Annotated in this window: 18 protein-coding genes and 6 pseudogenes; 6 read left to right on the forward strand and 18 right to left on the reverse strand. The window is 69.0% G+C overall.

Annotated features, from left to right (window positions below):
- Positions 1 to 15 precede the first annotated feature (15 nt).
- The 3 genes from ACIOHP_RS14630 to ACIOHP_RS14640 all read right to left on the reverse strand — a co-directional run bounded on the left by ACIOHP_RS14630 (position 16) and on the right by ACIOHP_RS14640 (position 1,303).
- On the reverse strand, positions 16 to 531 hold the full coding sequence (locus ACIOHP_RS14630; protein WP_401887262.1) for a glycoside hydrolase family 3 protein: 516 nt from the start codon (positions 529 to 531) through the stop codon (positions 16 to 18).
- A gap of 116 nt (positions 532 to 647) precedes the next feature.
- Positions 648 to 866, reverse strand: a complete 219-nt coding sequence (locus ACIOHP_RS14635) for a family 78 glycoside hydrolase catalytic domain (RefSeq protein WP_401887264.1) — start codon at positions 864 to 866, stop codon at positions 648 to 650.
- 107 nt (positions 867 to 973) lie between these two features.
- Entirely contained in the window at positions 974 to 1,303 is a 330-nt protein-coding gene (locus ACIOHP_RS14640; protein ID WP_401887562.1) for an alpha-L-rhamnosidase N-terminal domain-containing protein, read from the reverse strand.
- 227 nt (positions 1,304 to 1,530) lie between these two features.
- On the opposite strand from ACIOHP_RS14640, the gene ACIOHP_RS14645 reads away from it, so the two are divergent.
- Positions 1,531 to 2,403: an alpha/beta fold hydrolase gene (locus tag ACIOHP_RS14645; protein ID WP_401887267.1), complete on the forward strand. Its 873-nt coding sequence runs from the start codon at positions 1,531 to 1,533 to the stop codon at positions 2,401 to 2,403.
- 375 nt (positions 2,404 to 2,778) lie between these two features.
- Here the strand turns inward: ACIOHP_RS14645 and ACIOHP_RS14650 are convergent, their stop codons facing one another.
- The 4 genes and pseudogenes from ACIOHP_RS14650 to ACIOHP_RS14665 all read right to left on the reverse strand — a co-directional run bounded on the left by ACIOHP_RS14650 (position 2,779) and on the right by ACIOHP_RS14665 (position 5,060).
- Positions 2,779 to 3,372, reverse strand: coding sequence for a TetR/AcrR family transcriptional regulator (locus tag ACIOHP_RS14650; protein ID WP_401887270.1), 594 nt, complete (start codon positions 3,370 to 3,372; stop codon positions 2,779 to 2,781).
- A gap of 299 nt (positions 3,373 to 3,671) precedes the next feature.
- Positions 3,672 to 3,800 (reverse strand): hypothetical protein, encoded by a 129-nt coding sequence (locus tag ACIOHP_RS14655; protein WP_401887585.1) that lies wholly within the window; start codon positions 3,798 to 3,800, stop codon positions 3,672 to 3,674.
- Positions 3,801 to 3,886: 86 nt separating this feature from the next.
- Positions 3,887 to 4,003 (reverse strand): annotated as a pseudogene (locus tag ACIOHP_RS14660) (IS5/IS1182 family transposase); the annotation flags it as partial.
- A gap of 49 nt (positions 4,004 to 4,052) precedes the next feature.
- Positions 4,053 to 5,060 carry a GlxA family transcriptional regulator gene (locus ACIOHP_RS14665; RefSeq protein WP_401887565.1) on the reverse strand — a complete coding sequence of 336 codons (1,008 nt, stop codon included), beginning with the start codon at positions 5,058 to 5,060 and terminating at the stop codon, positions 4,053 to 4,055.
- Positions 5,061 to 5,150: 90 nt separating this feature from the next.
- On the opposite strand from ACIOHP_RS14665, the pseudogene ACIOHP_RS14670 reads away from it, so the two are divergent.
- Together ACIOHP_RS14670 and ACIOHP_RS14675 are read left to right on the forward strand one after the other, a co-directional pair.
- Positions 5,151 to 6,086: pseudogene (locus ACIOHP_RS14670) on the forward strand (NADP-dependent oxidoreductase); the annotation flags it as partial.
- Positions 6,087 to 6,119: 33 nt separating this feature from the next.
- A pseudogene (locus tag ACIOHP_RS14675) lies at positions 6,120 to 6,878 on the forward strand (nuclear transport factor 2 family protein); the annotation flags it as partial.
- Between the two features lie 56 nt (positions 6,879 to 6,934).
- Here ACIOHP_RS14675 and ACIOHP_RS14680 read toward each other — a convergent pair.
- Positions 6,935 to 7,051 (reverse strand): annotated as a pseudogene (locus ACIOHP_RS14680) (TetR/AcrR family transcriptional regulator); the annotation flags it as partial.
- A 74-nt stretch (positions 7,052 to 7,125) separates the two neighbouring features.
- Here ACIOHP_RS14680 and ACIOHP_RS14685 point away from each other — a divergent pair.
- Complete coding sequence (locus ACIOHP_RS14685) at positions 7,126 to 7,533, forward strand: hypothetical protein (RefSeq protein ID WP_401887272.1); 408 nt, start codon at positions 7,126 to 7,128, stop codon at positions 7,531 to 7,533.
- A 418-nt stretch (positions 7,534 to 7,951) separates the two neighbouring features.
- On the opposite strand, the gene ACIOHP_RS14690 is transcribed toward ACIOHP_RS14685, so the two are convergent.
- Positions 7,952 to 8,782: an enoyl-CoA hydratase/isomerase family protein gene (locus ACIOHP_RS14690; protein ID WP_401887275.1), complete on the reverse strand. Its 831-nt coding sequence runs from the start codon at positions 8,780 to 8,782 to the stop codon at positions 7,952 to 7,954.
- Positions 8,783 to 9,251: 469 nt separating this feature from the next.
- On the opposite strand from ACIOHP_RS14690, the gene ACIOHP_RS14695 reads away from it, so the two are divergent.
- Positions 9,252 to 9,590, forward strand: a complete 339-nt coding sequence (locus tag ACIOHP_RS14695) for a YybH family protein (protein WP_401887568.1) — start codon at positions 9,252 to 9,254, stop codon at positions 9,588 to 9,590.
- Here the strand turns inward: ACIOHP_RS14695 and ACIOHP_RS14700 are convergent.
- A pseudogene (locus ACIOHP_RS14700) lies at positions 9,518 to 10,599 on the reverse strand (hypothetical protein). The gene ACIOHP_RS14695 and the pseudogene ACIOHP_RS14700 overlap by 73 nt on opposite strands.
- Positions 10,600 to 10,819: 220 nt before the next feature.
- Here ACIOHP_RS14700 and ACIOHP_RS14705 point away from each other — a divergent pair.
- Positions 10,820 to 11,065, forward strand: coding sequence for a fumarylacetoacetate hydrolase family protein (locus tag ACIOHP_RS14705; protein WP_401887278.1), 246 nt, complete (start codon positions 10,820 to 10,822; stop codon positions 11,063 to 11,065).
- A gap of 3 nt (positions 11,066 to 11,068) precedes the next feature.
- Here the strand turns inward: ACIOHP_RS14705 and ACIOHP_RS14710 are convergent, their stop codons facing one another.
- The 8 genes and pseudogenes from ACIOHP_RS14710 to ACIOHP_RS14745 form a co-directional block, all read right to left on the reverse strand.
- Positions 11,069 to 12,037 (reverse strand): sugar-binding transcriptional regulator, encoded by a 969-nt coding sequence (locus ACIOHP_RS14710; protein WP_401887281.1) that lies wholly within the window; start codon positions 12,035 to 12,037, stop codon positions 11,069 to 11,071.
- Positions 12,038 to 12,136: 99 nt separating this feature from the next.
- On the reverse strand, positions 12,137 to 13,594 hold the full coding sequence (locus tag ACIOHP_RS14715) for an FGGY family carbohydrate kinase (protein ID WP_401887284.1): 1,458 nt from the start codon (positions 13,592 to 13,594) through the stop codon (positions 12,137 to 12,139).
- An 11-nt stretch (positions 13,595 to 13,605) separates the two neighbouring features.
- Positions 13,606 to 14,559: a transketolase family protein gene (locus tag ACIOHP_RS14720; RefSeq protein ID WP_401887286.1), complete on the reverse strand. Its 954-nt coding sequence runs from the start codon at positions 14,557 to 14,559 to the stop codon at positions 13,606 to 13,608.
- On the reverse strand, positions 14,556 to 15,467 hold the full coding sequence (locus ACIOHP_RS14725; RefSeq protein ID WP_401887289.1) for a transketolase: 912 nt from the start codon (positions 15,465 to 15,467) through the stop codon (positions 14,556 to 14,558). The genes ACIOHP_RS14720 and ACIOHP_RS14725 overlap by 4 nt, the downstream gene beginning before the upstream one ends.
- Positions 15,464 to 16,495: a TIM barrel protein gene (locus ACIOHP_RS14730; RefSeq protein WP_401887571.1), complete on the reverse strand. Its 1,032-nt coding sequence runs from the start codon at positions 16,493 to 16,495 to the stop codon at positions 15,464 to 15,466. Before ACIOHP_RS14730 ends, ACIOHP_RS14725 begins: the two co-directional genes overlap by 4 nt.
- 351 nt (positions 16,496 to 16,846) lie before the next feature.
- Positions 16,847 to 17,237 (reverse strand): annotated as a pseudogene (locus tag ACIOHP_RS14735) (beta-galactosidase); the annotation flags it as partial.
- The gene (locus ACIOHP_RS14740) at positions 17,234 to 18,988 is read right to left on the reverse strand and encodes a DUF5605 domain-containing protein (protein ID WP_401887292.1); all 1,755 of its coding nucleotides are present in this window, start codon (positions 18,986 to 18,988) and stop codon (positions 17,234 to 17,236) included. The pseudogene ACIOHP_RS14735 and the gene ACIOHP_RS14740, both read right to left, overlap by 4 nt.
- A gap of 414 nt (positions 18,989 to 19,402) precedes the next feature.
- Complete coding sequence (locus ACIOHP_RS14745; protein ID WP_401887294.1) at positions 19,403 to 21,262, reverse strand: PKD domain-containing protein; 1,860 nt, start codon at positions 21,260 to 21,262, stop codon at positions 19,403 to 19,405.
- Positions 21,263 to 21,461 lie beyond the last annotated feature (199 nt).

Consider the following 21,461-nt stretch of genomic DNA (forward strand, 5'->3'; position numbering starts at 1 on the left):
CGTGCCAGTGCCGCCTCACAGTTGTGAGGCGGCACTGGCACGACTGCCGGCTGTCATCACCATCGAGTCTGGGCACTCGGTGCGTACCGGTGACATGACGGGATTCTGGATTGTCGGTTCCGAGTAGTGCACCGTCGTGTAGCTGCGGCCCTTGCCGAAGCGGCTGTGATGCCCCCGGACTTGGCCGCAGTAGACCGGCGGCTGTCCGGCAGGGCGGGGAATGCTGAGCGGCAGCCGCCCGCTCGGCTCGATGCGCCTGAGCAGGAACTCGGCGATCGCCCGACCGCCCCGCATCCCCGGGTTGGAGGTCTGGATGATGGCGTCCGCGCCGAGTGCCGAGGCGGGCAGTGTCGAGGGATTGCCCTGGATCAGGACGACGACGAGGGGCCGGTCGGGCTTCTGGAGGGCGTCGAGGAGCGCGATCTGACTCCCGATGAGCTCCAGCGTCACCGTGGAGCGGCCTTCCCCGGTCAGACCGACGGTGTCGCCGACGACCGCGACGACGTAGTCCGCCTGGGACGCGACCGCCACCGCCTCAGCCAGTTCGGCCTCGCCGACCTTGGCGGGCAGGGTCGACCGGATCGGGGATCAGACGGCCGATCTGCGCACCATGACGGTGCTGCGCAGAAGCACGAGTGAACACCACCTCAGTTCGAGGACAGGGCGGACCGGACGTCGATGACGACGGCGCTCACCGCGTCACCGGCCGGGAAGCCTCTGGGCCGGCCCGTGAGCTCGGCACAGCGGAAGCCGTGGATGGTCACGGCTGGTACGAAGGTGTCGTCGCCGCCGCTCGAGGTGAAGTGGTCGGTCGCCAGGGCCGAACGCAGCGGCCGCACACACAGCTCGCTGTCCTCAAGGACCACGGGTGCCGCGCCGTGATGCCGTCCCGGCCGCTCCCGCGCGCACGGAGCGTGAGCCAGTCCACGATGTTCTGTCCGAAGTCGAGGAGAGGGGCGCCGTAAGCGCCACGTCAAGGCCACTGCGGGTACAGGTGGGCGATGCGCTGTACCGGCGGCGCGGGATCGGGGGTGAGGCGGGCGTTGTCGTAGGTGGATGGTGTGGACGCGGCCCTCGTCCTGGAATCCGGGGCGCAGCCAGGCGTCGTCCTCATGTCGGCATCGATGTCCTGACTGCTGTAGAGATCGTCGGCTGTCACCGGTCCGGGGTCGTGCGTCCATGACTTGTCGGTCACGAGCAGCAGCTCGTGGCCGTCGGCGCACGTGAGCCGCTCCTGCCCTGGGGGTGCGCTGTGCTGTGCGCAGCGACGCTCGGCGGAACCCGTGATTCCACCGTTACGTATCTCGTTTGGCCCACCACTTGCACCCTGATGAAAGTACGGTCATACTTCAATAGTCGACGGGTTGTTCAGGGACCTGATCCAAGGGGCTTCCCACTTCCGGGCCTCCTCTGACCGCCGACTCCGGACTGCAGTCGCAGCCGGGAGACCGGGAACCGCTCTGCGCCCACCTGCGAGGAAGCAGAAATGGGCGCACCGTGGCGGTAACCCACACATCGAAGGGCACGACCGTGAACGCACGCGAAACACGCAACGACGGCGACGTGGTGACGTCGTACAAGAACGCGCAGACCCGCACCGTCACCGCTGACGGAGTGACCTTCGCCTACCGCGACCTCGGCCCCCGGACCGGCATGCCGGTCATCTTCATCACCCACCTCGCGGCGGTCCTGGACAACTGGGACCCCCGGGTCGTCGACGGCATCGCCGCCAAGCACCGGGTGATCACGTTCGACCTCAGGGGCGTGGGCGCGTCCAGCGGCGAGACACCGAAGACCATCGAGGAGATGGCCAGGGACTCCGTCACTTTCATCCGGGCGCTGGGGTTCGAGAAGGTGGACGTCCTCAGCTTCTCGATGGGCGCCATGATCGCCCAGGTGATCGCACAGACCGACCCGCAGCTCATCCGCAGGCTGATCCTCGCGGGCACCGGCCCGGCCGGAGGCGAGGGCATCAAGAACGTGACCCGGATCTCGCACTACGACACCCTCCGGGCGCTGCTCACCTTTCAGGACGTGAAGCAGTTCCTCTTCTTCACCCGCACCCCGAACGGGATCCGGGCCGGCAAGGAGTTCCTGGCCCGCCTGAAGGAGCGCACCGCGGACCGGGACAAGGCGATCCGCCTCAAGTCCTACTTCTCCCAGCTCAAGGCCATCCACCGCTGGGGGCTGGCACAGCCGCAGGATCTGTCCGTCATCAAGCAGCCCGTACTCGTCGCCAACGGTGACGACGACCGCATGGTGCCGACGCCGAACTCGCACGACCTGGCCCGGCGACTGCCCAACGCCGAGCTGGTGATCTACCCCGACGGCGGCCACGGCGGCATCTTCCAGTACCACGAGCAGTTCGTGCCGACGGCTCTCGAGTTCTTCGGCCGGCCGTAGGGGCGCGGGGTGATCGGTGCTCGGGCCGAGGACGCTGACTTAGAGCCGTGACGCCCGGCGGGCGTCACGGCTCTCGTCACCTGTTCGACGTAACCGGCCTGCTCATTTCCCGGCTATACGGTCCCGAGGCGGTTGTCGCGCGGACGGCGATGCGGAGAACGGTGTGGTCGACGCCCCGTCCGGGCGCCAGGACCAGGTCCGGGACCTGAGCTGCCGCCCCGGCGTGTCGAATGTGCGGAGCGCCATCCGCGTACGGGCGCAGGAGCGCCGCGTCGGTGTCGCATCCGAGATCGCAGGTGCCCCCGGGGCCACCCCTTCACGCTGACGACGGAGACGCGGGTGCACGGCACCAGCATCCTGGCCCTTGCCGGGTGGTCACCCAGCCGGTACCGGCCGGCAACGCGCCAAGGCGAGGACGTTCTCGACTCCCTGCTCGAGGACCTCGTCGGAGAACTTCCGGTCGGACAGCGCCCGGGACAGCTGCAAAGTCCCCACCGCCATGGCGTAGAGCCCGATGGCCTGACCGCGGGCGGACTGCGGATCCTGCGGATTCAGGCGGGCGGCGAGCTCGTCCACGATGGCTTTGGCGCCGTCCGTGTAGGCGCCCTTGGTCGCCTCCCCGCAGCGGCCGATCTCGTCGAGCAGGGCTGCGGACGGGCAGCCGTCGCCGGGGTTGTCCCGGTGTTCGGGCGACAGATACCAGCGAAGGAAATCCTCGAGTCCCTCGCGGCCGGGCCGCAGCGTGCCGTACTGCTCCACCTGCGCGCGCAGCTGATCGGCGACGACGTGGGCGACGAGGTCGTCCTTGGACTCGAAGTGGGCGTAGAAGGCTCCGTTGGTGAGCCCGGCATCCGACATCAGCGTGGAGATGCCGGAGCCGTCGATGCCGTCCTGCTTGAACCGGTGGCCGGCGGTCTCGATGATCCGCTGCCGCGTCACCTGCTTGTGCTCCTTGGTGTAGCGCGCCACAGGGTTCCTCCCTCATCTTTGCCGGACCATTGCCTCTCATCCTAATCTATGGTCTGACGTGCGTAATATTACGGTCGATAGATGATCTTGTGAGGGGCCCTCGTCGCAGAGTCGTCATGGGGAGTGGGCCGAGTCCACGTCCGGTGCGGCGAGTCCGGATTCCGGGCCGTGGGGCGGGACCTCATCGTCATCACCGGCACACGGCCGGCGTCGCGAGCGCCTGCTCACGGCTGCCTGGCGGTGCCGTGTGTACGCCGAAGCGCCCGAGGGAGGCGACTCCCCCGGGCGCTGGGTGTCGGTCAGGCGGTGTGGGTGGGGTAGTCGGGGTAGCCGGCCGCGCCGCCGCCGCAGAAGGTCGCGGGGTCGGGGGTGTTCAGGGGTGCGCCCGCGCGTATGTGCTCGACCAGGTCGGGGTTGGCGAGTGCCATCGAGCCCACCCGTAGAAGTCGATGACCTGGGCGTTACGGTCGGGTGCACCGGCGGATTTTGCGAAGCCGTTCATCCACGAGTTGGTCCGCTCCACCACCCACCTCTTGCCGATCTGGATCGGGGCGGGCATGTCCTTGCAGGCGATCTGGGCGTCGAAGCCGATCTCGTCGAGCAACTCGCGGGTGCGTTTGCTGTCATACCCGCGACCGATACCGGTCCCCAACACAGCCGATGGTATGACGTGCATAATTTTATGTTCCAGGGCGACATGCTTGCTCGTCCCGCCGAGCATCCGCCGCGGCGGCATGGCTCGTTGCCAGTGGGCCTCGGAAGGTGCGCCGATAGGCCAGTGGTGTGACGCCGATAGCGGCGTGCAGGTGTTCGCGCAGCGAGGTGCCGCCGGCGAAGCCGACCTGGCCGGCGATCTCGTCGACCGGCAGGTCGGTGGATTCCAGCAACTGCCGGGCCCGGTCGACGCGTTGCTGGATGAGCCAGCGTCCGGGGCTCAAGCCGACTTCTTCTTTGAAGCGGCGGGCGAAGGTGCGCTGGCTCATGTTCGACTGCTCTGCAAGGTCGCTCAGCGTCAGCGGCTTGTGCAGGTTCTGCAGCGCCCACTGCCGGGCGGCGGACGTGTCGTTCGCCGTTGCGTCGGGGACCGGGTGTTCGATGTACTGCGCCTGGCCTCCGTCGCGCCACGGGGGGACGACGCAGGTGCGGGCCACACGGTTGGCGATCTCGCTGCCGTGGTCCTTGCGGACAAGGTGCAGGCAGACATCGATGCCGGCAGCGGCACCGGCCGAGGTCAGCACGTCGCCTTCGTCGACGAACAGGACGTTCGGGTCGAGTTCCACCTGCGGGTACCACTCCCGGAAGAGGCCCGTGGCGTGCCAGTGCGTGGTGGCCCGGTGCCCGTCGAGGAGCCCCGCCGCGGCCAGCACGAAGGCGCCGGTGCAGGTCGACACGATCCGGGTGCCGGGGGCCACGTACGCGAGGACTTGCGCCAGGTCGACCGACGTCTGACGGCGGGGGTTGCCGGTGTGGAACGGCGCGATGATGACGGTGTCGGCGGTGCGCAACGCCTCCGGGCCATGATCGACGCTGATGGAGAAGTCCGCGTTGGTGCGCACCGGGTGACCGTCGATGGTGCAGGTCACGACCTCGTAGCGGCCGTCCGCGGCGCCGAAGACGCGGTGGGGAATGCCCAGGTCGAACGGGTACACCCCGTGCGAGGCGAGGACAACGACGCGGTGCACCTTGATCACGGCAGGATCCCGTCGAAAATTGGCGATCACGCCATTGTAGGGGCCTGTGACGGCGGCCAGGCTGGGCCCATGACGGACACCGAAACCATGCGAGCCATCAGCCAGGACACCTACGGCGCCCCCGACGTGCTGCAGGAATCCCTGCTGCCCAAACCGGCGCCAGGGGTAAGCGAGATCCTGGTCGCCGTCCACGCGGCCGGGGTCAACCCGACCGACTGGGGGAACCGTGCCCAGTCCGCGACCATCGCCCGGATGCCGCTGGTGCTCGGCTGGGACGTCTCCGGCGTCGTCGAGGCCGTCGGCGTGGGCGTCACGCTGTTCAAGCCCGGCGACGAGGTCTTCGGCATGCTGCCCTACCCGGGCGGAGTCGGCTCGCACGCCGAGTACGTGACCGGGCCGGCCCGCGTCTTCACGCACAAGCCCGCCGGCATCGACCACGTCCAGGCGGGTGCGCTGCCGCTGGCCGCGCTGACCGCCTACCAGGCACTGGTCGACACCGCCGGCGTCCGGGCCGGGCAGCGAGTCCTGATCCACGCGGCGGCCGGCGGCGTCGGTCACCTCGCCGTCCAGATCGCCAAGGACCGCGGCGCGTACGTGATCGGAACCGCCAGCGCCGCCAAACACGACTTCCTGCGATCCCTCGGTGCCGACGAGGTCATCGACTACCACAGCGTCGACTTCACCGAGGTGCTCAGCGACATCGACGTGGTCCTCGACCCGATCTCCCGTGACTCCGCCGCCCGCGCCCGATCCGTGGCCGTGCTGCGCCCGGGCGGCACCCTCGTCTCGATCCTTCCGGTACCCGTCGACGCCGGCGAACTGGCGGCGATCGCCGAGCGGGGGATCCGCTACGAGTCGCTGCTGGTCGAGGCCGACCACGCCGGCATGCAGGCCATCGCCGCCCTCGTCGAGACCGGCGCACTGCGCGCCCACGTCGACGCCACCTTCCCGCTCGCCGAGGCCGCGAAGGCGCACACGCTCGGCGAGACCGGCCGCACCACCGGCAAGATCGTGCTGACTGTCCGAGACAGCAAGGCACAACTTGCCAAGCAACTGCTGCATGACGTGTTCGTCCTCGGCGACACGGCCATCGTCGATCGGGTCGTGCGGCCCGATTTTTACATCCAGCACAACCCCCTGGCGCCCGACGGAGCCGACGCCCTCAAGTACTTCAGCGGCGCCATGCGACAGCAGTTCCCGCAGGCCGCCTTCGAGCCACGACGGATCATCACCGAAGGTGATCTGGTGCTGCTGCACTCCCGCTACGTCATGGTGCCGGGCACCGAGGGTCTGGCCGTGTTCGACCTGTTCCGCTTCCAGGACGGCAAGATCGCCGAGCACTGGGACGTCATTCAGGAAGTGCCGGCCAGCACTGCCAACGGCAACGACATGTTCGCCACGCTCAGCGAGCCGCGGACCGACGCGGTCGGGCAGCGCTGGTTCACCGCCTACCACAAGGAACTGGTCACCGCGTTCGTCGACCAACTGCTGGTCCGCAAGGACCTGACCGCCATCGACGCCTACGTCGGCGCCGACTACCACGAACACAGCCCGAGCATCTCCGACGGCGCGGCCGGCCTCAAGGCCGACCTGGGCAGCTACTTCGACAAGTTCCCGCAGTCGAGTGTCACACCGAAACGCGTCATCGCCGAAGGCGACCTGGTCGCCGTGCACAGCCACTACGTCGACACGCCGGGCGAGCGTGGCCGGTCGGTCATCGACCTCTTCCGGGTCCGCGATGCCAGGATCGTCGAGCACTGGAACTCCGAACAGGCCGTGCCCGAGACCGCCGCCAACGACAACACGATGTTCTGACAGCCGCCGGGGGCGGGGCGAATCGTGTCCAGCCCCCACAAGAGCGACCGGCATCAGGCCAGCAGCGCGGCGATCCCCGAACCGTCGATCCCGTCGCTCTTGAACCGACGCCCAGCCGACTCGATGATCCGCTGCCGCGTCACCTGCTTGTGCTCCTTGGTGTAGCGCGCCACAGGGTTCCTCCCTAACTTTGCCGGACCATTGCCTCGTGTCCCATCCTCATCTATGGTCTGACGTACGTAATATTATGGTCGGCAGCGGATTAGGGCGCCTGGGCCTCGCCGAGTTCGTCGAGAGCTACGTCTTTTGGGAGCATCGCGACGGGCGCGGCGACGGCTGCACCATCGCGGCCCTCAGCGGCGATGCCGCACGTCAGCCGACAGGCATCAAGACGGAGTTCGCGGCCGGGATCGAGCAGTTGCTGACGGCCCTTCAGGCCCCAGGCGACAAGCCGGGGGATGCGGACCAGCGGGCGGCCCGCACCACGCTGAGCGACATGCTCGCTCATTCGGTCGGCGCGGTCATGCCGTCGCGGGCATGCCCGGACGGTTCTCCGCTGGCGGACGAAACCCTCGATGTCTGCCGCAAGGAGATTCTCGCCTCGCTGGCGCACGACAACAGCGGCCAGCCGGCGGCACGCAGCCCGGAAGCCTGACCGCAGCCGACCGGCGCAGGGCCGACCACCCGAGGGCCAGACGCTGACGCAAAAGCCTGCGATTTTAAGCCGCTGGAGCGGCATTACAGCAGAATCCCGCTCAAAGGAGGGTCTGGCACCGCTGCCGAGAGCTGTTCATGTGCCGTCGACGAAGTCACGGCACCGGACGCGAGAACGGTCGACTCGCACGTCACGACCGTGTGCGGTGGGGCATCGTCCATCGCGTTTTTCGTGTTCGGACCACGGCGGGTGCGGCGGGGCCCTCCGGTCGGGAGCCGGCGGCCGGGCTGCCGTTGAAGCGTGCCCGGCCGCTATGGGAACCCTGGTGGGTGGGGGATGGAACCCCCTCTGGGGGATCGCGGCGCCTACGGGCGCCCTGTCGGGCGCTGCGGTCAGTCGTGGGCGCGATCGTGGGCGATCAGAGGGCTTCGCTGACCCGGCCGATGTACTCGCCCAGCTGGTACTCGACGTCGAGGCCCTTTTCGGCGGCCAGGGCGCCGAGCCCGACCGCCCGCGCGGCGAATCCTGGCTGCGTCAGGGTGCTCGCGAACTCGCCGAAGGCGGCGACCAGGTGGGCGTCCGGCGGCAGTGTCGCCCGGTTGACCTGGGACTTCGCGGTCGCCAGTGCCTGCCGGTCGAAGGAGGCGAGACGGGCGACGGTCGCGTCGACGAAGGCGTCGAGTTCCGCGTCGGGCAGGGTCCGGGTGACCCATCCCCAGCGCTCGGCCAGGTCGGCGTCGTAGTCGGCACTGGTCAGGATCGCCTCCAGCGCGCGGTCGCGGCCGATGGAGCGCGGAAGCCGCTCGCCGCCGCCTCCGCCGGGGACGAGGCCGAGGCCGACCTCGGGCTGGCCGAAGAACGCCTTCTCGCGGCTGGCGTAGCGCAGGTCGCAGGCGAGGGCCAGTTCGTTGCCGGCGCCCCGGGTACGGCCCCGGATGGCCGCGATGCTGACGAACGGAGCCTTGCTCAGTCGCAGGACCATGTCGGTCCAGAGCGGGTTGTCGTCCTCGTGCTCGGGCAAAGGAAGGTCGGCGGCCGCGGCGGCGTCGAAGTGGTTGATGAAGAAGTCGGGAAGTTCGCTGGCGAAGACGACGACCTGGATGTCCGGGTCGTTCTCCAGCTCCGAGACGATCTTGTGCAACGTCACGATCGACTCGGGAACCACCAGGTTCACGGGAGGATTCGAGAACGTGATCCTGGCGGTCCGCGGAGTCGTCCGCTCGAGGCGGATCGTGCTGGGCTGGCTCATGGCGTGGTTTCCATTTCCTGAGGCGTTGGGCTTGCGTGGCCGTGATCGCGTCCGGCGACCACAGGGCTGTTGCGCCTGGTGGGGCGCGGGTGTCGCCGACGTGTCACTCGGGCTGCATCGGCTGGGCTGGCCCGCCTGCACCTGAGCGGCATGGTGTGGGCTCCGTTCGTCCGAGCCGATGGCGAGCCACCGCTCGTTCCCCACCATTTATCTTACGACCATAATACAATAGGTCGAGAAGCGCTCGCAGGCAACACCCGACACGCCGGGAACCATCGCCGGCCGTTGAGCACGTTTGGCCGACCGAAGAATCGCAGATGGGTGTAGCTCGTCGTCTTGAGGGAGGATGGCTCGGGGCTGCCACCTGCCTGGTCGAGATGGGGAAAAGTGGTGACGCTCGCGCGTGTGTGTCGAGATGATGGGCGCCGTGATGGATCGGATGCCTCTGGAATCTGAACTTGTGTCGTTCATGCGCGAGTACGAGTCGGCGAACAACAGCCACGACATCGAGCGTGTCGTGCCGTTCATTGCCGAGGACGCCAACTACTGGTTCTCAGACGGCTCGTATCGAGGTATCGAGGAGATCCGGTCCGCGATCGAGAAGACATTCTCGACCATCCTCGACGAGGTGTATGAGGTCCGGGACCTGGAGTGGCCCGTGCTCACCACCGGTGTGGCGGTGTGCCGCTATCGGTTCGCCTGGACCGGCGTAGTCGAAGGCCAGCCACGGTCCGGTCAGGGGCGGGGCACCAACGTCATCGTGCGGCGGGACAGAGTGTGCTCTCGGGCGAAGTGCAACACCCCGTAGGCGTCGAAGTCGCGGTTGTCGATGAGGGCGCGGAGCCTGAGTACGGCTTCGGCGCCGGTCAGGCCTCAGTGGCTGCCGGTGATGTCGAGGCGGTCGCCGATCAAGTGGCGGCAGGCTCCTTCGATCGGGCCGGTGGCGATGGGCCCAGCCCGCGGTGAGCGCGGTGTCGTAGCCGAGGTGGTGGAGGTGGCCGGTGAGTAGCGGCGCAGACGTCGACTCCCTCACGCCGGGTTCCACGCAGCCCTGTCCGATCGGCCTGAGCGGTGATCTCAGTCGCGGCGCGGACGGCCTGGCCGTGGAGGATCGTGGTGAGGTGGCCGGCGACCCAGGCTTCGGCTTCGGGCGTGCCCGCCTTGCGGAAGCAGTGTGCCGCGCCCCAGAGGTACTCGAGCACGTGGACGAAGTCGAGCAGGACGTGCACCTTGAGGTGGCGCCGGCCGGCTCCGGCCTGGATCAACTCGAACTGGTGGCGGGCTCCGTCGACGACGAGCTGCTCGGCCTGTCATTTGCCCAGGATCTTCCCGCAGTTGCGGTCGACCGCCTCTTTGGCCTGGTCGTAGGAGCCGCGGACGCCTTCGAGGACGGCGAGGCGGCGCAGGCCGTGGGAGTGCAGGTGCGCGGGCAGCGAGAGTTCCCCGTCGGCCGGGTGCACACTGGTCAGTCCCTTGCCCCGCCAGACGCACCGCGTCACGGTGACCGTGCCGAACACACAGGCCAGCAGACGGGAGTGACCCACCTCGCGATACGGGCGGACCTGCCCGTCCGCACCACGGACGGGCAGGTCTTCTGCCTGCCGAATCTGTTCCCGCTCCCGCTTCTCCCGCAGATCGAGATGGCCCTGGAAGAGCAGCCGCAGCAGTTCACGGCCTTGAAGCCCGACAAGGTCTTCGAGTTCGTGATGGGACAACGCGGCCGACTCCGGGCCGGCCAACGCGCCTTTCAGGCGGTCGAGGGCCCTTGTCGCGGCAGTGAACGGATCGATGGCATCGCAGGCGTCGTAGGGTTCCACCGGCTCTTCTTTCTGCGGCTTCGGTTTGGTGTGGTACCTCCGAAGTTGGAGAGAAGAGCCTTCATCGTTCCGCGAGTTCGCCGATTCCCCGCCTGAGCGGGGGCGAACCGGCCGGGCTGGTCCTCGATCAGCCAGCCCCGTTCCACCAGCCGTTTCAGTTTCCCCCGCGTCCCCTCCATGATGTGAGCGAGCGTGCCTGCCAGTTGGAACGGGGCGGGCGATGGGCCAAGGGAAGTCCGCAGAGACCTTCAACCCGGCGGGGTCCTGGCTCATCACAGCCGACCTCAGCCAGTTCCTCGTGCTCGAATCGGGCGATCTGATCAACACCGGGACGCCTCCGGGCGTTGGGATGGGCCTCGTCCCGCCGGTGTGGCTTCAGCCGGGTGACGTGATGGAGCTCGGCATCCAGGGCCTCGGCACCCAGCGTCAGGCGGTCATCGGGCCCAGGCCGACGAGCGTTCGGTGACGATCAGTTGTTGAGCAGTTGTCGTGCCACGTCGGCATCCGTGATCAGGACGTTGATCCAGGCGCCGCGTGCCGCGCCGCGGATCGCGGCCACTTTGTCTATGCCGCCCGCCACGCCGATGCGTCGTTCCACGGCCCGCAGTTGGTCCGGGTCGATGCCGATGAGCCGGTCGTTGAACGATGCGTCGACGGGGTTCCCTTCGATGTCGAAGTAGCGGGCGCACACGTCGCCCACCGCTCCGAGTTCCTTGAGCTGCCGCTGGTCCTCGGGGGTGACGGCGTTGCCCGAGCGGCGCAGGAGGGGTGAGGGCTCCAGGCTCCCGATGCCGAGGAGAGCGAGCGTGAGCCTTGACCACGCCCGCATGGCCTCGGCCATCTCCGGCTCCCGCGCGAGCAGGTCCCGGAGTTCACGGCTGCCCACCAGTGCGGCGGAGGGTGCGAAGACCGGCCGCGCCCCGGTGAGCTCGGCCAGCCGGCTGGTCAGGCGGGTGGCGTGGAGCTGGACCTCGGGGCTGCCGGAACCGCCGACGAGCTGCACGACTTCGTGCGCTACGGACGGGGTCTTCGCCCGCATCACCTTGACCGCTTCCAGCAGGGTGGCGCTCCAGGAGGAGACGCCGATGACGTCGCCGCCCTTGAGTGTGGCGTCGAGATAGGTGGCCGTCGCTGCCGCGAGCGCTGGGATGACGTCGATCCCTGCTCCTTCCACCTCGACCACCACGGCGTCGCGCAGGCTGTACCGCTCGACGAGGGCTTCTTCGAGTTCGGCGTGCACTCCCTCGGGGGATACGACGACGGTGCGGACCACACCACGATCGGCCGCTTCCTTCAGGAGCCGGGAGACGCGCGGCTGGGACATGTGGAGGTGCGCCGCGATCTCGGGCTGTCTGACTCCGCGCTCGTGGTACATCCGGGCCACCTTCACCAGCAGCCGCATGTGGTCCGGGCTGGGAGTGGACGACGCTGCCGTCACCGATCCGATCCTCCGTCCTCGTCCGCACCGGTCCTCAGGCCGATCGCCAGGGGTTGCGCATCACCCTATCGGTCGGGCCTGCGGCCACCGCCCATGTGGTCACGACGTCCGTGGCACGCCACCTGTCCCTAGCTCGCGGGCGGCTGCGAGACGCCGGTGCCAACGTGCTACAGCGCTGCCGCGGCGTGTGCTGTCCCAGGCGGGCGTGAAGGTCCGGAGGTCGCTGTCGGCACGTTCCTCCAGCTCATAGGTGGTCCACAGGCCGAGGCGGAGGCCCGCGAGGTGTGCGGCTCCCGCGGCGGACAGCTCGTGATGCCCGCTGCGGGTGACGGTGATGCCGGAGACGTCGGCCTGCAGCTGCATGAGTGCGTCGCTGCGGCTGAGGCCGCCGTCGGCGACGATGTGGCGCAGGCCGGGTAGTGCGGCGAGAACGTCGGCCACTTGGAGCGCGACCGATTCCAGTGCCGCGCGGGCGAGTTGGGCGCGGCCCGTGCCCAGGTCGAATCCGGCGAGTACGGGGACGGCGTTCGCGTCCCACCAGGGCGCTCCGATACCGCCGAAGGCCGGTACGAGGGTGACGTCACCGGCGTCGGCGTCGGCCGCGAGGCGGATGAGCTCGACCGGCGTGGTGCCGAGCAGGTCGGCCAGCCAGGTCAGCGAACGCCCGGTGGAGCGGATGTTCGCTTCGCGTGCGTACGCCGGCAGGCCCATAGACCAGGCGATGGTGCTGCACACCTGCTCCGTCGGTTCCGGGTCCTGTGTCACCACCATGACGGAGGACCCGGTGCCGTAGGTGACCTTCACCGTGCCCGGTCGCCATCCGGCGTGGGCGAACAGTGCGGCGTGCGAGTCACCCATCACCGCCGACACCGGGGTGCCGTTGAGCAGGGGTGCCGGTCCGCACAGCGTCCCGAAGGGCCCGGTGGACGGGACGATCCGGCTCAGGGCGGGCCGCGGGACGTCGAACAGCCGGAGCAGGTCGTCGTCCCAGTCGCCGGCCGTGAGGTTGACCAGCTGGGTGCGCGACGCGTTGCCGATCTCGGTGACCGGCTCGCCCGTCAACGCTTGCAGCAGGTAGGCGTCCACGGTGCCCAGGCGCAGGGCTCCCGAGCGGCTGCGGGTACGGGAGGGGTCGTGCTCGTCGAGGAGGGCGGCCATCTTCAGGGCGGAGAACATCGGGTCGAGCGGGAGCCCCGTACGGCGGCGGATCTCCTTGCTCTTCCCCGCGCGGACCAGGAGCGCGGCCCGCTCCGATCCGCGCTGGTCCTGCCAGCTGACCAGGGGCGCGACGGGCCGACCGGTCGCCGCGTCCCACAGCACAACAGACTCACGTTGGGTGCTCAGGGCCACGCCGGCCACTGTGCGCGGGTCGGTGTCCTGGACGCAGTGAGCGGCCGCCGTGCGCACGCTGTCCAGCAGCGCCTCGGCGTCCTGTTCCACCAGGCCGGGGCCGGGATGGGATTGGGCCAGGGGAACCTGAGCCCGGGCGACCACCTCACCGGAGGTGTCCATCAGCAGGGCCTTGGTGGAGCTGGTGCCCTGGTCGATCGCGAGCACGTGCGGCTTCTTCACGGCCGGCCCAGGGCTTTGCGGGCGGCGGCGGCGACACCCTGGGCGTTCAGACCGAAGTGGTCCAGCAGGAAGGACGTGCTGCCGGTCGGGGCGAAGGAGGGTACGCCCAGCATGCGCACGGGGACGGGATGATGCTCGGCCACCACCTTGGCCACGGCGGCGCCCAGTCCGCCCGACACCAGTCCCTCCTCGGCGGTGACGATGGCGCGGGTCTGCCGGGCGGCGGACACAACTGCGGACACGTCAAGCGGTTCGACGAACATCATGTTCAGCACGCGGGCGGAGATGCCGTCCTGCGCGAGGAGGTCGGCGGCGTTCAGGGCGCGGGAGACCAGCGTGCCCACCGCGATGAGGGTGACGTCGGTGCCATCGGCCAGACGGACGGCACGGCCCATCTCGAAGGGCGCGTCGTCGGGGGTGACGGCGGGCACCTTGAACCGTGGCACACGCAGATAGGTTGGTTCGGCCGAGGCCGCGGCCCAGCGTACGGCGGCGCGGGTCTGGGCCGGGTCCGCGGGCACGATGATCTTCAGGCCGGGCACCGCGCGCATCCAGGACAGATCCTCGATGGAGTGGTGGGTGGGCCCGAGTTCTCCGTACGCCATGCCGGGGCTCTGGCCGCACAGCACGACGTGGCGGTGGGTGTAGGCGATGTCGGCCTTGATCTGCTCCAGGGCACGGCCGGTCAGGAAGGGCGCCGCGGCGGAGACGAACGGGATGAACCCGGCGTTGGCCAGGCCGGCCGACACGCCGACCATGTCCTGCTCGGCGATGCCGACGTTGATGAGCCGGTCGGGGAACTCCTCGCGGAACTTCACCAGATTGCTGGAGCCCACCGAGTCGTTGCACACCGCGACGATCCGCTCGTCGGCGCGGGCCAGCGCGATGAGTTCGTCGGCGAAGTCTGCCCGGCAGTCGAAGGTGGGGGCCTGGGTGGCCAGGGTGCTCATCGGTTCAGCTCCTCGAGCGCGAGACGGACCTGTTCGTCGGTGGGCACCTTGTGGTGCCATTCGACGCGGTCTTCCATGAACGACACGCCCCTGCCCTTGACGGTGTCGGCGATCACCGCGACCGGGCGTCCCGTGGTCGATGGCGCGTACGCCTCCTTGATCGCCCGATGGTCGTGGCCGTCGATCACGCGGACCTCCCACCCGAAGCTCGCCCACTTGGCGTCCAGCGGCTCAACGGCCGTGGTGTCCTCGGTACGGGCGCCCTGCTGCAGCCGGTTGCGGTCGACCACAGCCGTGATGTTGGCCAGCTCGTAGTGGGCTGCGGTCATGGCGGCTTCCCAGTTGCTGCCCTCCTGCATCTCCCCGTCGCCCAGCACGACGATGGTGCGCCACGGCTCATCACGCAGTTTCGCCCCGAGTGCGCAGCCGGTGGCGACGGGGAAGCCATGCCCGAGCGGGCCCGTGTTGGTCTCCACGCCGGGCACCTTCAGCCGGGCGGGGTGGCCGTTGAGCGGGGACAGCGGCGCCATGAACTCGCGAAGCCGCTGGCGCGGGAAGAAGCCGCAGGAGGCCAGCGTCGAGTACAGGGCCGCGGCGCAGTGCCCTTTGCTGAGCACGAAGCGGTCGCGCTGCGGATGGTCCGGCTCGTCCGGATGCAGCCGCAAGGCGCCCCACAGCGCGGTGACCATCAGGTCGGTGACCGACAGGTCACCGCCCACGTGACCCATGCCGGCTGACTGGATGGTGGTGAGGATGTCGCGTCGGACGGCGGTGGAGAGCTCGGCGAGTTCCGCGGCGGCCTCGGCCGGTGAGGCGCTGCGCAGGCGGGCGCTGCGCTGTTCGTACTCCCGGACGGTGGCCTCGTCGGCTTGCAGGGGAGCGGGAGTCTCCACGAGGGCGGTGGTCACGCGGACTCACTCTCTGCGAGGGCACGGAACAGTGCCCGCTTGGCGATGCGCTGCGCCCCCAGGGCGTCCTGCGCCGTCTGGGCGGCGCGCAGCTCACTCCGGTCGAGGTAGCCGAGCGCCTGATGGAAGGCGCGCATGGTCCTGATCCCGGTGCGGGCGGCCTCGACCGGGTCCTCGCGGAAGGGGAACTGGTCCAGTTGCCAGACGCCCTGCCAGCCGGCGTCGTCGAGTGCGAAGAAGAACTCGAAGGTCTCCAGCAGATGCACCGAGCCGACGACCATGTCGTCGTCCCAGCCACGGAAGTTGTCGTTGACGTCGATCGCGAACAGCTTGTCGCGGGAGATCGCCATCCGCGCCGCCTCGGCCGGGGTCTCACCGCCGTACAGGGAGTGCCCGAAGTCCAGCAGCACGCCGACGTTGTCCACCCCCATGTCCTGGATCGCCAGCAGGGTGCGGGCGACCGAGGAGAAGACCATCCGGTTGCGCGGCTCGCGCGGCTTGTACTCGATCGCGAACTTCAGATCGGGGAAGTCTTGGGCGAGTTCGCGCAGAGCATCGACCGACTTGGCCCACAGGTCGGTGTAGTCGGCCTGGAACGGATAGTCGTAGCCGTCCTGCCCGGGCCACACCTTGACATAGTCCACGCCGAGCTCGCGCCCGACCTCCGCGGAGGCGGCGACCAGGTCGACGGCCTGGCGGCGCACGGCCGGGTCGGGGTTGGTGAAGCCGCCCTTGGCGAACTTCCCGGTGTAGAACTCCGGCGTCACGGCAATGGCCCGCAGGTTCTGCTCGGCGAGGGCGGCGCGGACCTCGGCGGTGCTGATGTCGCCGGGCGGGAACGGCCAGTTGAGGTCGAGGACGGACAGGTCACCGACGGCTCCGGCGAGCTTGATCGCATCGAGGATGGTGCGCGGTTCGCCGTATCCGTCCGTGGCGTAGCGGTCGACGTAGGTGGCGAAGTGCCAGACACCGGCGCCGTAGACCGGCTCTCCCGGTGCTTGAATGTCTATGCGTTGCTGATTCGACATGCAGCCAACGTATGAGCGAGGTTCGAGCTCGTCAATCCCTTGTGGCTGCTGAGGGTTCGCGGTGTGGTTGCGGGGGATCGGGGACGTGCGCCTGGTCGGAGGCATGCCGAGGGCCGCCCGGTCGCCGACGCGGTCGGTCCTGAACGGGCGCGATCGCGCGCGCGGAAGCAACGTGGGATGCGCCGGCTGTGCTGTGGGGTGGGCGGTTGTAGAGCAGTCGGGCCAGTGGACTGGCGGATTACACGGCTGTGTTACCAGAACGATGGAGCGAATGGCCGGCAGGTCGGCGACGAGCCTTGCCAGAGGCGTGCGGTAAGTCAGGCCGCTGATGTTGATCGCTCCACTCGGCGCGGTGGGGGAGTTCAGGTAGGCGGGGACGGCGACACAGTTGACGCCGGGTTCGTTCTCCTGGTCGTCGGTGGCGTACCCCTGCTCGCGGATGCGTGCCAGCTCGGCGTGCAGCTCCGCCATGGTGCCGATGGAGTGCTCGGTACCGGCGATCTCCGGATAGAGGCGGACGAGCCACGGCGGTGCCGCGTACGTGGGGGTGCCGAGGATGACGCCGATTCCGCGCTCGTGGGCACCGTCGAGCGTCGGCTGCAGCCAGGACCCGGATGACGGAGAAGCGTGCCTCGGCCATCAGGTCGAGATCCGTCTTCCTCAGCTCGGCGGGGTGGTATTCGGGGTAGTAGGCCGCGCCGAACAGCACGCGTGCCGACGCGATTCCCGGCCCGGGTGTCATCGGCCCTCCACTGCACGCAGGCGGACAGCGAGGTACGGCCGACCGGGCAGGGGCACGGTGCAGGTGCCCTCGTAGAGGTCGGGGAGTTCGGTGATGGTCATGTTCCAGGTGTCGATGATGTCGGCCCGGAAGCGGCTTCCCTGGGGAAGATGGAAGGTGCGCAGGCGCGGCTGCATGATGCCGCAGTAGGCCAGGTAGTAGCGCCCCTCTACGCCACCCACCGGGACGTCGAAGTCGGACGGCAGCGGATCGATGCCCGCCGCGTCCGACGGGATGTCCTCCATGATGGTCCGCAGGAACTCCAGCCGGGGCGTGCTCTCGCCCTTGAGGACTCCGCCCTTCGCCCACCACAGCACGTCGTCGTCCGCCAGGAAGCACTCGCCGTGGGTGACATATCCGCCGCGGACGGCGCCCTCCCAGCAGCGGCGCACCATCTCCTGAGGGGCGAGGTTGCCCCAGCCCCACTCGATGTCCCCCTCGTAGCCCAGCTCGTCGACGGCGACGGGTTTGCCCCAGCGCTCGCGCCATTCGCGGGTGCCCTCGGGCGTGCGCTGGATGCTGGCGTGCGTGACCCAGTCGACGTCGTTGTCCCACAGCTCCACCCAGTTGTGCACGCTCATCAGGTGGCCGTGCGGGTCGTGGCCGCTGATCACCGCGGCGATCCGGTGCCAGTCGTCGGTCGACTTGGACCACACCAGGTCGTATTCATTGGCCAGGGACCACCACACGTTGGGGTAGGCGGCGAGCCGGGCGACCACGTAGCGCAGGTAGCGGTCGTCCGCGGCCGGGGACATGGTGGAGAAGCCCCAGCGGTCGTACGGATGGAAGAGGATGAGGTCGGCCTGGATACCGAGGGCGCCGAGCCGGGCGATCTGCTGCTCCAGGTGCTGGAAGTACGCGGGGTTGGGCCGCTGGAAGTCCCAGCCCTCCTCGACGGAACCTGCGAAGGGGTAGAGGGGCGGCTCGGTCTCGTTGTGGACGAACCACTTCGGGAAGACGCACATCCTGACCTTGTTGAACGGGCTGCCCGCGAGCGTGGCGAGGGTCTGCTTCTCCAGCTCCGCACCCTGGTGGGTCCAGGCGTACAGGGTGGTGCCCAGCGGGAGGAAGCGCGTGCCGTCGGCGTGCTGGAAGTGGGCGCCCGCATGGACGCGGACCGGGCCGTGGTCGCCGGGGCCGGCCGGGCCGCAGTGGAAGGTGCCGGTGACCGAGTCCAGGGAACGGGCGTTGCTGGTCGTCCGGAACGACCACTCACCCTCCGCGTCCGGGAGGAACCGGACGCGGTACACGCCTTCGCCGTCGTAGAAGCCGTGCGCCGTCACCGAGCGGTCGCCGTTGCGGAATTCGGCCCGCAGCGTGACGTCGGTGAAGGGGTTGCCGTGCGCCGGGCCGTGCAGTTCCAGCTCGAAGGTCTGCCACAGGGTGCCGTGCGGCGCGGCAACCAGTTGGGCGCTGCCGGAAGGTACGTCTTCAGACTCGTAGTCCGCGACCGGGATGATCTCCTCGTCGCGGGGCGAAGCCGCCTCATCGTCCGGTTCTTCGAGAGTGGCCAGTTCGGCGTAGAGGGCGTCGCGGGCCGCGGGGTCGATCCTGATCCCCTCCAGCATCGTGGTCACCTGCGCGAGCGTGCCGTACCACATTTGGGCACTCTCGATCTCCTTGTCGAGATGCGGCGCGTACTTGCGGACCACCGCCTGGGCCTGCTTGTTGCGCAGTACCTCACCTAGAACGGACGAGGGGCCGTAAGGCATGACAGACTCCATTGATCGATCGGACATTCGGGTACAAGCGGGCCACGGCTCGCAGACGAGCGGCGAGAAGAGCGGCCGCACATGCCCTCGCCAGCGAGGCACGCGCGCCGAACTCGGTGATCAGGAAACTGCTGAGCTCGGTCCCGAGAGCGTTGCCGGCGGTGACCGCGTTGATCGTGCGGCGGTGCCGGCCTACACGGTGCGCCCCCGAGAGTCGCTCGTCAGCACCCTCGTAGGCTCGGGCAGGAAGGCCTGTCGGGAGCCGCCCCCTCAACGGTTCCCGGCGCGGAGTAGAGGACGTCCCGCGCCGGCGTTGGCCTGCACTGCGCGGCGGTGTCCCAGCTGGCCTCAGACTGACGTGCCGCAACCGGACGCTTCTTGTGCGCGGGACCGGGTGGAGGCGCAAGGGGATGTCTAGTGGACGACGACGCGCACCCGGCCGAGGTTCGCCACCTGGGCGAAGGGGGTTGCGGTGTCGCTTTGCCGTTGCGCCGTCACTCTCAGCACCGGGAAGTACGTGCCTGGCTTGGTGTAGGTGAACGTCTGGCTCAGCTCGACGGTTCGGCGAGGTGGCCCGAAGGACTTGGGTGTGAAGGTGCCGGTGCCGGCGAAGTCCCATTCCGTCGTCACAATGCGGCCGGCGGCGGGCGGGACCTCGATCCTGGCCTTGAAGGTGACGGACCGGCCGACGGCCACATCGATCCTGTCGGTGCCGTCGACGGTCAGATCGACGACGGGCTGGATTCCCCGGCGGGCCGTGGCGCTCTCCGGCACCTCGACCTGGCTGTCGTCCACGCTGTAGGGAGTCGAGCGCGCTGGTGCCACACCCTTCTCCACCCAGGCACTCAGGTCGCGCAGCGCTTGCTGCAGGATGCCGGTGAACTCGACGAGCCGCGCCGCGCGAGCACCGGTGACGGGGCCTTCGAGGTGGTCGGCGTTGTCGTTGAACCAGAGGCGGAAGCTGTCGTCGTATCCCTCGCCGAGGGCTTCCTTGACCCGCGCGCGGTACCAGTCGGCGGGCCAGACGTAGGCGTCGGTGTCGAGGAGGTTGGCGACCACGATGACCTTGCCGTTGATCCTGCCCGTGTGCGTGCCGCCGCCGCTGGTGGACGCGGAGATGGCGGGGCCCACCTGGACCTTGCGCTGCGGGTACAGAGGCTGCCCGTCGGGGACCCGGTACTGGTCCCAGGCGTAGAAGCCGGGACGGGTCGGCACCTGGTAGCGGTGGTAGGCGCGGAAAGCGAGGGACCACCGGTTGCCCATGCGCAGTTTGTCGCCTTTACCGAGGGCGGCCAGCACCCCGGCGTTGTTTCCGCTGTCGAGGGTGAGGACCCGTGTGGTCGGGTCGAGCGAGCCCGACAGCGTTCCGATGACCGTCGTGCCGTCGCTTTCGTAGGCGGTGAAATCCAGCCCCGTCGTGTCCGGCTGGGACGGCGCGGTGTCGAGGACAAGGCTCTTGGGTTCGTTCTGGCTGTCCAGGTTGATCTGCTCGACCGTGGCCTGATGGTCGATCCGCGCGGCACGGATCAGATCGCCGAGGGGCGACTGCTCGGTGCCGAGGTAGCCCGGCTTGCCCCAGAAATCGTCCGCGTAGGTGGGGTCCATACTGCGCACGAGGGCCGTGAACCCGAGGAGGCCGTCGGGGGCGGTCAGCCCCAGCACGTATCGATAGTCCTCCCAGGCCCGGAGCGGAACCCCCATCCGCGTGGCTTCTCGCAGCATGGCCCGCTCAACCTGATTGAGGTGTGCGTACGGGTCGCCGCTGCCTCCGGGTGCCACCGCGGCGGCGATCAGGGGTGCCTTGTCGCGCAGGACGAGCCGGGCCAGGGCGCGGACGGTGAAACTGTTGGGGACGGCGGCCGGCGTGCCGGGGATGAAGGGCACCGCGCCGTCCCAGACGCCCGAGGTGTTCTCGATGGCGCCGATGGTCTGGTAGGAGCCGCCGCTGCCGCCGTAGACGTAGCCGTAGATACGTCGCTTCGAGCCGTAGTACCGCGCCGCGTACGTCCGGGAGAACGTGGCCGTGGCCGCGTCCCCGCGGTAGCCGGTGCCGCCGTTCGTCTGCACGACGTAGGCGCCGCTGTCCACTCCGAAGGCGATGTCCTCGGCGGCTGGGTTCTCGTCCTGCAGCGGATACACCTTGTGGAAGAAGCGGCCCTGCCACTGTCGCTTCAAGGGGAGGCAGAGGGTGAACTTCTTGTCGGTGCCCGCGAAGTGGCCCACTACCTTGCGGTGCGGTACCGGTGTGGTGAGGTCCGTTTCGCTGTCGATCACAGGTTGGTTGTACAGGGGGTCGTCGCAGTCGGGTGTGACCCATACCGGCCCGCCGCTCACGCGCGCCGCGCACTGCGGCCGGGATGCGGCCGCGGCGCGGGGCACGTGAATCGACGACGTGCCCAGCACCACCACGGCGCCGACTGTCGCGTTGCGGACGAAGTGACGTCTTGTCCATGTCCCCGTCGGGGAGCCGTGC

This window comes from Streptomyces sp. NPDC087859, assembly GCF_044742595.1.
GTDB classification, from domain to species: domain Bacteria; phylum Actinomycetota; class Actinomycetes; order Streptomycetales; family Streptomycetaceae; genus Streptomyces; species Streptomyces canus_F.